At 55.6% G+C, this 11,880-nt stretch carries 11 protein-coding genes; 10 read left to right on the top strand and 1 reads right to left on the bottom strand.

Annotated elements, in window-relative coordinates; genetic code table 11:
- Positions 1–3: 3 nt before the first annotated feature.
- From DA718_RS10680 to DA718_RS10655, 6 genes are all read left to right on the top strand, one after another.
- Positions 4–714, top strand: coding sequence for an SDR family oxidoreductase (locus DA718_RS10680; protein ID WP_167492750.1), 711 nt, complete (start codon positions 4–6; stop codon positions 712–714).
- 91 nt (positions 715–805) lie between these two features.
- Positions 806–2,086 (top strand): MFS transporter, encoded by a 1,281-nt coding sequence (locus DA718_RS10675; RefSeq protein ID WP_110274366.1) that lies wholly within the window; start codon positions 806–808, stop codon positions 2,084–2,086.
- A 17-nt stretch (positions 2,087–2,103) separates the two neighbouring features.
- Positions 2,104–3,243 (top strand): mandelate racemase/muconate lactonizing enzyme family protein, encoded by a 1,140-nt coding sequence (locus DA718_RS10670; RefSeq protein WP_110274367.1) that lies wholly within the window; start codon positions 2,104–2,106, stop codon positions 3,241–3,243.
- A gap of 4 nt (positions 3,244–3,247) precedes the next feature.
- Positions 3,248–4,129 carry a D-hexose-6-phosphate mutarotase gene (locus DA718_RS10665; RefSeq protein WP_167492749.1) on the top strand — a complete coding sequence of 294 codons (882 nt, stop codon included), beginning with the start codon at positions 3,248–3,250 and terminating at the stop codon, positions 4,127–4,129.
- 9 nt (positions 4,130–4,138) lie between these two features.
- Positions 4,139–5,257 carry a mandelate racemase/muconate lactonizing enzyme family protein gene (locus DA718_RS10660; RefSeq protein WP_112213236.1) on the top strand — a complete coding sequence of 373 codons (1,119 nt, stop codon included), beginning with the start codon at positions 4,139–4,141 and terminating at the stop codon, positions 5,255–5,257.
- Between the two features lie 3 nt (positions 5,258–5,260).
- Positions 5,261–5,980: a serine aminopeptidase domain-containing protein gene (locus DA718_RS10655; protein WP_112213235.1), complete on the top strand. Its 720-nt coding sequence runs from the start codon at positions 5,261–5,263 to the stop codon at positions 5,978–5,980.
- 171 nt (positions 5,981–6,151) lie between these two features.
- On the opposite strand, the gene DA718_RS10650 is transcribed toward DA718_RS10655, so the two are convergent.
- A complete protein-coding gene (locus DA718_RS10650) occupies positions 6,152–6,865 on the bottom strand; it encodes a FadR/GntR family transcriptional regulator (RefSeq protein ID WP_110274371.1) in 714 nt (237 codons plus the stop codon).
- Positions 6,866–7,137: 272 nt separating this feature from the next.
- Here DA718_RS10650 and ilvD point away from each other — a divergent pair, with 272 nt between their 5' ends.
- From ilvD to DA718_RS10630, 4 genes are read left to right on the top strand one after another with little or no spacing between them, the layout of a single operon-like run.
- Complete coding sequence (gene ilvD, locus DA718_RS10645) at positions 7,138–8,850, top strand: dihydroxy-acid dehydratase (protein WP_112213234.1); 1,713 nt, start codon at positions 7,138–7,140, stop codon at positions 8,848–8,850.
- 51 nt (positions 8,851–8,901) lie between these two features.
- A complete protein-coding gene (locus DA718_RS10640; protein ID WP_112213233.1) occupies positions 8,902–10,206 on the top strand; it encodes an FAD-dependent oxidoreductase in 1,305 nt (434 codons plus the stop codon).
- A gap of 11 nt (positions 10,207–10,217) precedes the next feature.
- Positions 10,218–11,114: an NAD(P)-dependent oxidoreductase gene (locus DA718_RS10635; protein ID WP_110274374.1), complete on the top strand. Its 897-nt coding sequence runs from the start codon at positions 10,218–10,220 to the stop codon at positions 11,112–11,114.
- A 1-nt stretch (position 11,115) separates the two neighbouring features.
- Positions 11,116–11,877, top strand: a complete 762-nt coding sequence (locus DA718_RS10630; protein ID WP_112213232.1) for an HpcH/HpaI aldolase family protein — start codon at positions 11,116–11,118, stop codon at positions 11,875–11,877.
- Positions 11,878–11,880: the final 3 nt, after the last annotated feature.

Genomic DNA, 11,880 nt, shown 5'->3' with positions numbered 1-11,880 from the left:
ACGATGGAACACAAAAATACGATTCTGATTGCCGGCGGCCAGGCCGAACCCAAACTACTGTCCACGCTGGAAAATCAGTATTTACAGCAGGGCTGGGAAGTTTATTTTAGCCAGCAAACCGAATATGCAAAAATAAATCAGGCTATCGACACCCTTATTGTTGGCGAGCGAAAGCTAAACGCTTTTATTTATATTTCACCGCCGCCGCTTCGTGGCTCAATGCTGGACGACGATGATAATATTATTGCGGCCACGATGAATGACGATCTGGAGCGCGGACTATGGTGGGTACAAAGCGCCTGTAAAAAAATGGTACAACAGGGGGTTCAGGGACGCGTCGTTACGCTAGCGCACATCGCCGCACTGGTGCCGACAGAGCATTACTCTTATGGTGCCGCCAGCCAGTTGGCGCTGATGAATACCTGCCGTTCCGGCATTCAGGAACTGGTGCATTATGGCATAAAAATCAACACCCTATTTCGCGGTTTCAGCGAAGAGGATCCGCAGCAAAAAGCGTTCGTAGAGCTGTTAAGACAGTTGCATAAAGATGATGGTATTCCGCTGTTGGAATATACCGATGCAGCAGAGATCGCCAAAACCTGTGCTCTATTAACCGATCCGCATATTCACAGTTTTAATGGTGCGATGTTAACGCTTGACGGCGGTTTTTATGTTACCCGAAAAATACGTTATCTGGATCCTGTCAGGGAGTGACAAACCAAAACAATAATAATCAGAAAAATAATTATTACGAAAATTGTGCATTATTTTTACCGCTAACCCTATATTAGTGAAAGGTATCTCTATGAATACGCAATTCCGTCGTGTCATTTTAGTTATGCTGACGCTGGCGATGGTTATTAACTACCTCGACCGTTCCGCGCTGGCCTACGCAATGCCCTTTATTACCCAGGATTTTCATCTAACGCCTGAGGAAAAAGGCATTATTTTTGGTAGTTTCTCAATCGGCTATGCGTTATTTAATTTTATCGGCGGCGTGCTGGCCGATAAATTTGGCCCCAAACGCGTCTTTAGCTGGTCGATGTCCGTCTGGTCGATTATCTGCGGCCTGACCGCAGGCTGCTTTAACTTCTGGACCATGTTCATTGCCCGCGCCTTTTTCGGTGCCGGGGAAGGCCCCATCTCCACCACGGCCAATAAAGTGGTTAATAACTGGTTTCCGCTTAATGAGCGCGCCCGCGCGGTAGGCATTAACCAGGCCGGAGGCCCGCTGGGCGGAGCAATTTCCGGCCCGGTAGTGGGCTTTCTGTGCCTGACGTTTAACTGGCGGATCTCATTTATCATTATCGCGTTTATTGGGATTACCTGGGCCATCATCTGGGCGCTCATCGCGACTGATAAGCCACGTGATAACAAACGCGTTTCTGCGGCGGAAGCGCAGCTTATTGAAGGCGAAGAAGAGGAAGTCGCTCCACAGACCGCACCGGGAGCGCCTGCTCCCTCCATGTGGAGCGCGATCCTCCAGCCCTCGATTTTGGCTACCGCCCTGTCGCTATTTTGCTTCAACTATGTGCTGTTTTTCTTTATGAACTGGTTCCCGACCTTTCTCGTTGATACGACCGGGATCAGCCTGAAGGACATGAGCCTGGTCGGCGTGCTGCCCTGGGTTGCCGGAACGCTCGGCTACGTATCCGGCGGTTTCATTATCGACTTTATCTACCGTAAAACCGGCAAGCAGCTTTTCTCTCGTAAAGTAGTGCTGGTGACCTGCTTCGGCATCTGTTCCATCTGCGTGGGGCTGATCAGCCAGACGCAGACCGCCATGGGTGCCGTCACATTAATGACTATCGCCTTCGGCTTTATGCAAATCGCCGCCCCGGCCTACTGGACGCTGATTCAGGACGCTGCGCCGAAAGAGTACGTCGGCAGCGCTGGCGGGCTGATGCACGGTCTGGCGAATATCTCCGGCATTGTTGCGCCAACCGTCACCGGCTTTATCGTTGGCTCCGGCTCCTATTCCGCCGCCTTTATTCTTGCGGGCTGCCTCGGGGTACTCGGTGCAACCGTGGTTGCGTTGTTCGTCAAAAAAGCCGCACAGCGCGACGGGCACAATGCCCTGGCCTGACCCCGGAGGAGAAGAGCATGAAAATTATCGATTTTGAATCCGGGCTGTACCGCGTGCCGCTTACCGAGAACTGGGGGTCGTCGAACTACGCGTTCTCCAGCCTGGAATTTGTCGTGCTGTGGCTAAAAACCGATACCGGGCATACCGGTACCGGCTGGACGTTCAGCACGGGCAACGGCGGCAGCGCGTTTAAGAACCTGATTGACCATTATCTTGCCGCCAAAGTGATGGGCGAAGATCCGCTGAACGTCGAGCGGCTGTGGAGCCGCATGTGGCTGGAGAGCCACGATATCGGCTCGGCGGGCGTCACGACACACGCAATCGCTGCAGTCGATATCGCGCTATGGGATCTGATTGGTCAGCAGCTCAATCAGCCGTTGTATCGTCTGCTTGGCGGCTATCGGGAGTCGCTCTCCGGTTACGGCAGCGGCGTCAACCTGCATCTTTCCATCGATGCCCTGCTCGCACAGATGGAGGGTTTTTTAAGCGTGGGCTACCGCACGGTCAAAATGAAAATCGGCAGTGAAGACGTGGAAGACGATCTAATGCGTCTGCTGGCGGTACGTAAATTTGTGGGGCCGTCGATCAACATCGCCGTGGATGCCAACAAGAAGTGGTCTTCTGGCGATGCTGCGCGCCGTATGGCGGTACTCAAAAACGCCGGAGTGTACTGGCTGGAAGAGCCGCTGCTTAGCGACGATATCAACGGCCACCGTTTGCTGCGTCAGAAATGTCCGGTCCCCATTGCCGTGGGAGAAAGCCTGTACACCAAATACCAGTTCGCCCACTGGATCGGACAAGAGGCCTGCGACTACATCCAACCGGATATTTACCGCGTGGGCGGAATTACCGAATTTGTGAAGATCGCAAAATTAGCTGAAAGCCACAATATTCCCGTGATCCCGCATTTTGGCATGGAGCTGATCGCGCATCTGGGCTGCGGTTTGCCCAATATCCAGCTGTTTGAGGGGCTAAAAGGCGCGAGCCTGAGCGAAATGGGCATTATCACGAGTCCTTGCCCGGTGATAAACGGCGCCATTCGCCCGGGTGAAAAACCAGGACACGGCATCAAGTTCGACGGCCCGGCGCTGGCGCGCTATGCCGTAAACGATATGCAGCTTCGGCAGCAAAATATTACGACTCGCACGGATGTCTGAACCAATGAGCCTGATTAAGCAACTGTTTTCCCTGCCGGTACTGGAGACATTAAGCCCCGGTATTACCCGGCGAAAAATGGATGAACTGGAGGTTCTGGTCATTCAGACGCCCTTCTGCAAGGCCGTTATTGCGCTTCAGGGTGCGCATTTACTGACCTGGAAACCCTCCAGGCAGACAACCCCTGTACTGTGGTTGAGTGACTGCACGCCGTTTAAAACCGGCGTACCCATTCGCGGCGGCGTGCCGGTCTGCTGGCCGTGGTTTACCGATCTCGGCGGCGAACCATTTCACGGTTTTGCCCGCATTTTACCGTGGCGGCTGACGGCGCTTGAGAATAGCAAAACGTCGCTCGCGATGACGTTGACGCTCAATGACACCCCGCAAACGCGGCAGCTGTGGGATCACGCTTTTCAACTGGAAATGACGCTGACATTCACTGCCGAGGTTTGCGAGTTACTGCTCACCGCCCACGGTAGCTTCAGCGCCACCGCGGCTCTACACAGCTACCTCTCAACGCCGGATATTCGAGCGACGCTGATTCACGGCGTAGGTACGCAAGGCTACGACACGGTCGTCGGGGAATCCGTGCAGAACTTGCCGTCTCCCCTTTCGCTCTACGGGGAATTTGGCGCGATCTTCCCTCAGGCAGAAAAACAAACGGAGCTTGTCACGCCCGCCAGAATCCTGACGCTGACCCACGTAAATAACAGCAACGTGGTGGTATGGAATCCCTGGCAGCAGCGAGCAGAGCAAATAAGCGACATACCGGACGATGGCTGGCAGAACTTTGTTTGTCTCGAAACGGCGGCTATCGACAGGCTCCTTGTCAGCACGCCTCAACATCCGGCGTCAATGGGCGTGCAGTTCGCGCTATCTCATCATTAAGGACATTTAATGCGTATTACGAACATAGAAAGCTTTCTGGTCCGTTTGCCTTATACGCCCGCACTGACGCGCACCACCGACAAAGAGGGGCGCTTTAACGCCGCGCGGGCGCTGCACCCTACGCTGGATGCGCTGTTAGTGAAAGTCGAAACCGACACAGGCCTGACGGGCTGGGGAGAAGCGTTTGGCCACGCCTGTAACCCGGCCAGCATGGCATTGCTCAGCGGCCTGCTAGCCCCCTTCTTTACGGGTGAGGAATGCAATGACCCGGCGGCGTTAATGCAAAGAGCGCATTACGCCTTTCACAGCTACGGTCGCGGCGGGGTAATGATGTATGCGCTATCCGCGCTGGACATCGCTTTGTGGGATCTGCGCGCTAAAGCAGAAAATCTACCGCTGTGGCGATTGCTCGGCGGTACCCGCGCGCAGGTGGAATTGTATCCCAGCCTGTCCAGCTTCGATGGTGATGTCGCTAAATTAATGGCTTGCATTAACCCATTAATTAACAAGGGCTATCGACATATAAAACTGCACGAACGGGATCCCCTGGCGATTGCGGAAGTCGCCAGGGCGCTACCGGATAATGTCACTCTGATGGTTGATACCAACTGCGCATGGGATGTCCCACAGGCGGAGCAGATCCTGCCACAGCTGCAGGCAGCTGGCGTCGCGTTTGTGGAGGAGCCCACCTTCCCACCGGAAAATTTAAGCCAGCTCCGCTATCTGCGCCAGACGACGGGCGCACGCATTGCCGCGGGCGAAAACTTCAATAATAGCGAGGAGTTCGCGCTCAGTATGGCCTTAGACGCGGTGGATGTATTGCAGCCGAGCGTAGCCAAAATCGGCGGTATCTCCGCCGTACTGGAGATTATCAAACACGCGCGCGAGCATGAAAACGTCAGCCTGCTGCCGCACTGTTTTTACTACGGCCCAGGCCTGCTCACCAGCGCTCACCTCCTCAGCGTGATGCCAGAATCGGTTCCGCTGGAAGTACCGTGGCTGACGTTCGAACAGACGCTGCATCCGTTTATGCGCTTCCAGCCGGTGATGGATCTACCGCACGCGCCGGGTCTCGGTTTCAATCCGGATTTCGATGTGCTGGAACGCCATTTGATTGCCAGGGGATAATCGATGGACATCGTTATTTCAGATTGCCTGCTGGCGAAAACGCCCGTGCTTTGGTTCCGGCCAGCTACTGGCGCAGCCAGTAACAGGCCGCTTATCGTTTTATTTCATCGCTTTATGGCATCCAGAGAGCTGGATGCCAATTTGGGATATATGCTGGCGCAGGCCGGCTACAGCGTGGTGTGCCCACAGGCGGCGATGCATAGCGCCAGGGACGATGCGACGCTACGCGCCGCCTCTTTCTGGCCAATTTTACAGCATACGCTGGAGACATTTCCCGCTTTGCTGGCCGCCTGCCAGCAGGAAAAGCTGGGTGATATTTCACGACTGGGCGTGATGGGCACTTCAATGGGCGGCTTCGCTGTACTGGGGGCGATGGCGCAGTATCCGGCAATTCAGGCCGGGGCCGCCTATATGGCAAGCGGCTATTTTGCCGATGCAATAAGCAAAATCCATCCTCCAACGACCAATACGCTTGCAGCCTGCCTGCGCGGGATCGCGCCTTACGACATTGCCGGAAAAGAATCGACGCTAGCGCAGCGTCCGCTGTTTGTCTGGCACGGCCAGCAGGATACCATTGTTGATATCAAGTATGCTGAGCGCCTCAGCGAAAGCATCGGCAGCGGCAATCTCACCTGCCTTATCGATCCGCTGTCGGGGCATAAAATCACCCAGCAATCGGTGGAAGCGGGCATCGATTTTTTCCTTCGAGCTTTGCCGGTTTAACCGCATTTGCTCAATATTATTCCCGGAGGCGGCGCGTTGCGCCTGTCCGGGATACCTGACCGGATGAACCGGTAGCCCGGACAGGTGCGCAGCACCGCCTCCGGGGAAATCGCCAGACCGCACGAATAAGCGCAGCGCGAGCCGGGGAAAAAACCATGTACAGCGGCCTGCTTAGTCAATCTCTTTATCTACATGCTGCACAATCAGGTCCGCCACCCGCTGCGAGTTTTTCGCCGCCAGCGCATCCAGAATACCTAAGTGCTCTTCATGCAGCACCTGAGTCTGTTCGGGAGTAAAACCATACTGTTTCCAGGCCAGTACCCAAAGATGGTGGAGCTGTTCCTGCATGTTAATCAGAATGGGGTTGCCACCGAGCTGCGCCACTTTTTTCTCGAAGCTCAGATCCAGCGCGCTATCATCGTCATCGCAATCCTGACGTGAAAATTTTTCCCGGTTAAACTCGATAAGTTCTCGCAGTTGATTAATCCCCGATTTGTTGGCCCGCCATGCGTAGTCTTCAAAGATGGCGCGTTCAATCGAGGTCCGCGCCACAATCAGATTGCGCAAAAACTCTTTCGTTACCCCGCCTTCAATCAGCTTTGACAGGCTATGCGTGTCGCTAAGCGACACCGCCGGCGGCTCGGTCAAAAAAGTTCCGCTGCCAACGCGAGTCTCAATACGCCCGGAAGATTCAAGCACCTTCAGCGCCTGGCGCACTGACGTGCGGCTGACGTTGAGCATTTCGGCAAGCTCGCGCTCGGAAGGCAGCCGCTCGCCGGGTTTGATCTGCTTGCTATCGAGCAGATTAGTAATGTGTTGAATGATGGTCTGAAAAACGTCCGTGCGCTTAATAGGGATCATCGTAAATTTATTCTTGTCCGGCATACCGTTACCTCTTCCCAACGACGTTTCGCGCTTACGACCGGTTATTTTCCCTGCGCGGCGTCGCCATCAATTTCTGCAATCATAAATTGGATGGACCACTGTACCATTATTGGCTTTCCCGTGCGCTATTTTTCCCTCGCTATGGGCAAAAACGTTTAAAAACCCTCCATTATGTGATCTCAATTACACTTCCCTTAAAAATTGGTTGGACAACCAACCCAAAAGGAGGATATTTCGGATCGTAAAACCACAACCCGATAAAGGAATTCAAGATGTACAGAAGCAATTTCAAGCCGGGATCCACCCGCTGGGCAGTACGTCGTGCACAATGGCGCAGTATGGGGATCCGCGAAGAAGACATGCATAAACCGAAGATCGCGATCATCAACACCTCTAACAAGCTCTCCTGCTGCTATGTCCATCTGGATGAACTGTGCCGGATCGTCGAGCAGGCGATCCGCGACGCGGGTGGTCTGCCGTTTGAAGTACGCACCGTCGCCCCCAGCGACTTCGTCACCAGCGCCGGGAAAAAAGCACGTTATCTGATGCCGACTCGTGACCTGATGGTCAATGAAGTGGAATGCATGATGGAAGGCGCGGTGCTGGACGGCATGATCTGCCTCTCTTCTTGCGATAAAACTACGCCAGCGCACCTGATGTCAGCAGCTCGGCTGAATGTCCCTTCCCTGCTGCTGACCTGCGGTTACCAGGTGGGCGGCAAGTGCTCAAACGAAAAATTCGACGATCAGTTCTTCGATATTGATGATGTTTACGAACAGGTTGGCGCACTGGCAACCGGCGCAATCAGTGAAAAAGACCTGACGGACATGACCGATGTCGCAATCCAGTCGCCTGGCGTCTGCGCCGGTTTGGGCACCGCTAATTCCATGCATATCGTCGCCGAAGCATTAGGTATGACGCTGCCGGGCAACTCACCCATCTGGGCCAACGGCCGTAAGGTAAAAGAATACGCTCAGGCCGCCGGGAAGCGGATCGTCGAGCTTACCCAGCAACAGGTTTTGCCGCGGGACATCCTTACCGAAAAAGCGATTCAGAACGCGGTGATGACCGTGCTGGCCGTCGGCGGTTCGGTCAATACCGTTCGCCACCTTTCAGCGATTGCCACCGAGGCCGAGCTCCCCATCGATGTGGTCAGCTTGTATGAAAAATACGGTAAAAACATCAAGTTACTGACCTCTGTTCGCCCTAACGGCCCGTTCCGCACTGAAGATCTGGAAGCGGCGGGCGGCACCACGGCGGTGATGAATCAGCTGCGCGATTTCCTTAACCTGGATGCGCTAACGGTTACGCAAAAAACCGTCGGCGAGAACATCAAAGATGCGGTAGTAAAAAACCACGAGGTGATCCGCACGCTGGATAATCCCGTCAGCCAGCGCCCTGGCGTCGCTATCCTGCGCGGCAACCTCGCTCCGGACGGCGCGATCGTCAAGCTCTCCGCCGTACCGGGAGAGCTGGAACAATTTACCGGTCCAGCCAATATCTACGAAGGTGAAGACGAAGCCATTGAAGCGTTGAGCGAAGGGAAAATACAGAAAGGCGACGTGATTGTTCTGCGCAATATGGGCCCGGCTGGCGGCCCCGGAACGGTGTTTGCTTGTAGCTTTGTCGCGGCTCTCAACGGCGCGGGGATCGCGGCGCACGTTGCGGTGATCACCGATGGTGAACTCTCGGGCCTGAATCGCGGCATTATCGTCGGCCAACTGATGCCGGAAGCCGCCGCTGGCGGGCCGCTGGCGGTTATTGAGCAAGGTGAAACTGTACATATCAACTTTGTCGATCTCAGCATCAATATGGATGTTCCGCAGGAAGTGATTGATGCCCGTCTGGCCCAGTGGCAACCCAAACCTCTGCCGCTGGGCGGTGGGAGCGGAACCTATCTGTCGCAATATGCCCAACTGGTACAGCCGATTGCCCAGGGCGCGGTGCTGGGGAAACGACGCATCCACGCGAAAAACATCGATTAATCATCACATTATGGGGGTGAATCGTCACCCTCATAGTAAAGGAGGCACATCATGCAAACCAGGCACGAAGCCGCCAACCAGATCCCCGCCACGTACGATGTTGATGTCCTGGTAGTGGGTGGTGGTCCAACCGGTGTTGCGGCAGCGACCGCCGCGGCGAGAGCTGGGGAAAATACCCTGCTGATTGAACGCTACGGTTTTTGCGGAGGTATGGCGACAGCGGGCATGTCGGGCGCGATTTGCGGCCTGTTTACCTCAGGTAAAGGCCCCCATGAGCAATTGGTGCACGGCTTTGCCGGTGAATTTTACCAGCATCTGAAACACCGCGGCGCCGTCAGCGAGCCGTTCCCGTTTGGCGAAACGCGGCTGGTCGTCCATGAGCCGCACACCTGGAAAGAGGTGGCCGACGATTTACTCGCCGACAGCGGCGCACGGGTGCTGTTCCATACCCTTGCCACTGACGTAGTGATGGATGGCAATGAGCTGCGCGGTGTGGTTATTGAGAACAAAAGCGGACGCCAGTTAATTACCGCCCGCCGCTTTATCGATGCCACCGGTGATGGCGATCTCTGCGTCAAAGCTGGCGTCCCGTACACCTGCGGGCGCAACGGTATGGTCCAGTATCCGACCATGGTGTTCCGTATGGGCAACGTCGATATCAAACGCGGCATTGGCCACCCGGTCGCCCAACTGGAAACCTGGGTCGAAGCCGCGCAGGCTCAGGGATATCACCTACCGCGCAAGCATATCTATCTGCTGCCCTCACCCCGCCCCGGTGAAGTGATGTGCAACGTCACCAGCATTTTACGCGACGATGGCAGACCGATTGATGCCACTCGCACTGAGGATCTGACGTTTGCCGAACTCAAGGGACGTAAGCAGGTACGCGAATACGAGCGTTTCCTGCGGGCATGGGTCCCGGGGTTCGAGCAGGCGTATCTGAACGATGTCGCGGCGCAAATTGGCATCCGCCAGAGTCGGACCATTGCAGGCCGCTACCGGCTGACTAACGACGATGTTTTCCAGGCGCGCAAAAGCGAACGCAAGGTCGCCAGCAGCGCCTGGTGCATCGAAGCACACGGTCAGGACGGCATCTTTATGTTCTACCTCGACAACGACTGGTACGACATTCCGTACGACACGCTCGTGCCGGAAAACGTACCAAACCTGATTACAGCTGGCCGTACGTTGTGCGCCGAGCATGAAGCGCTGGCTTCGGCTCGCGTCACCGCCCAATGCTTTTTGACGGGCTTCGCTGCCGGAACCGCCGCCTGGTTAAGCCATCGCGAAGGGTGCGCATTCTCGGATATTGATGTTGCGGAACTGCGCAGCATTATCGAATACCAAACTTATTAAGGATCATACGCATGAAACCAGTTTTAGGCTTTATTGGTCTGGGCATTATGGGCAAACCGATGGTGCGCAATCTGCTAAAAGCAGGCTATAGCGTCCATGCCTACAGCATCGTGGCACAGGACGTAGAAGAGATTGCCCGCGATGGCGCTACCGGCCAGACATCGGCTCGTGCAGTCGCAGAAGCCGCGGAAATTACCATCACGATGGTACCCAATACGCCGCAGGTCGAAGATGTCCTGTTCGGCGAGAATGGCCTGGCTCCTGCGCTGTGCGAAGGTAAAGTCATTATTGATATGAGCACTATCTCCTCGCTGGCGACAAAGCAATTTGCTGACGCCATCAAATCGCTGGGCGCACGAATGCTCGATGCCCCGGTGAGCGGTGGGGATAAAGGCGCGAAAGGCGGCACGCTGTCGATTATGGTGGGCGGTGAAGCTGAAGTCTTTGAACGCTGCAAACCGATCCTCGAAGTGCTTGGCTGCCGCGTCACTCATGTCGGCGACAACGGCGCAGGCCAGGTCGTGAAATCCTGCAACCAGGTTCTGGCCGCCGCCACCATGGCTGCGCTGGGAGAATCGCTGGTGATGGGGGCAAAAGCAGGCGTCGATCCGGCCAAAATCGTCGAGGTGCTCTCAGCAGGATACGCCCGCTGCGGCGCGCTGGATATTCGCGGCAGCCTGCTGCTGGAGCGCAATTTTGATCCCGGCTTTATGACTCGTCTGCAGTACAAAGACCTCAACCTGGCCATGGAACTCAGCCAGGGTATTGACTCACCCATGCCGATCGCCAGTCTGGTGCGCGAACTGTACAAAACCTGCATGGCCCAGGGGGTTGGCAACGAAGATCACTCCAACATTATAAAAGTGTTTGAGCAGCTCTCCGGTATCGAAGTCAAAGCAAGGAGCTAACATGCGTTTTCCCGATTTAAAACAACGGCTCCACGAGGGGCCGCTACACGGCTGCTTTGTCACCTTCCCTTCCGCGGCGATAACCGAATTTACCGCCGCCATCGGATTTGATTTTGTGCTTATCGACAACGAGCACGGCAATATGAATCCGGAGACGGTAGAGGATATGGTACGCGCCTCGCACAGTCAGCAAGTGCCCTGCCTGGTGCGGGTTCCTTACAACCGCGCCGAATATATGCGTAAAGCGCTGGATTTCGGTGCCGATGGCGTGCAGGTCCCGCTGGTCAATACCGTAGAGGATGCCCGCGCCGCCGCCCTGCCTACACTGTTTCCACCGCAGGGCGAACGCGGAGTCGCCTTCCTGCCGCGCGCAGCCAACTACGGTATGTGCGCCGATAAAGCGCGCTATCTGGCCGAAGCCAACGCCTCGCGGGTGCTATCGGTACATATTGAAACAACAGAAGCAGTAGAGAATCTGGATGAGATCCTCGCCGCAGGGCTGGCCGATGTCTATTTCATCGGGCCGGGGGATTTGGCCGTTTCGATGGGCTACGGTCACGATCTCAACCATCCCGATGTACTGGCAACCATAGAGCGCTGTATTCGCAAAATCGCCGCCAGCGGCAATATTGCCGGGACCTACGTGGGAACCCCGGAGCGCGCAGCAGAAGTGATAGGTTGGGGTGCACACTACCTGGTGACGGCGATCACCCCACATATGGTGAGCGGCGCAAATCACTACTTACAAATAAAAAACCAATAATCA

The organism is Klebsiella huaxiensis (assembly GCF_003261575.2).
GTDB lineage: Bacteria > Pseudomonadota > Gammaproteobacteria > Enterobacterales > Enterobacteriaceae > Klebsiella > Klebsiella huaxiensis.
The sequence above is the reverse complement of the archived record's forward strand: the minus strand, read 5'-3'. Positions and strand labels throughout refer to the sequence as shown.

Bases quoted from the DNA above. Each gene is read 5' to 3' on its own strand.
- DA718_RS10640 (WP_112213233.1), top strand. From the start codon at position 8,902: ATGCAAACCAGGCACGAAGCCGCCAACCAGATCCCCGCCACGTACGAT.
- DA718_RS10680 (WP_167492750.1), top strand. From the start codon at position 4: ATGGAACACAAAAATACGATTCTGATTGCCGGCGGCCAGGCCGAACCC.
- DA718_RS10630 (WP_112213232.1), top strand. From the start codon at position 11,116: ATGCGTTTTCCCGATTTAAAACAACGGCTCCACGAGGGGCCGCTACAC.
- DA718_RS10660 (WP_112213236.1), top strand. From the start codon at position 4,139: ATGCGTATTACGAACATAGAAAGCTTTCTGGTCCGTTTGCCTTATACG.
- DA718_RS10665 (WP_167492749.1), top strand. From the start codon at position 3,248: ATGAGCCTGATTAAGCAACTGTTTTCCCTGCCGGTACTGGAGACATTA.
- DA718_RS10650 (WP_110274371.1), bottom strand. From the start codon at position 6,865: ATGCCGGACAAGAATAAATTTACGATGATCCCTATTAAGCGCACGGAC.
- DA718_RS10655 (WP_112213235.1), top strand. From the start codon at position 5,261: ATGGACATCGTTATTTCAGATTGCCTGCTGGCGAAAACGCCCGTGCTT.
- DA718_RS10670 (WP_110274367.1), top strand. From the start codon at position 2,104: ATGAAAATTATCGATTTTGAATCCGGGCTGTACCGCGTGCCGCTTACC.
- DA718_RS10675 (WP_110274366.1), top strand. From the start codon at position 806: ATGAATACGCAATTCCGTCGTGTCATTTTAGTTATGCTGACGCTGGCG.
- ilvD (WP_112213234.1), top strand. From the start codon at position 7,138: ATGTACAGAAGCAATTTCAAGCCGGGATCCACCCGCTGGGCAGTACGT.
- DA718_RS10635 (WP_110274374.1), top strand. From the start codon at position 10,218: ATGAAACCAGTTTTAGGCTTTATTGGTCTGGGCATTATGGGCAAACCG.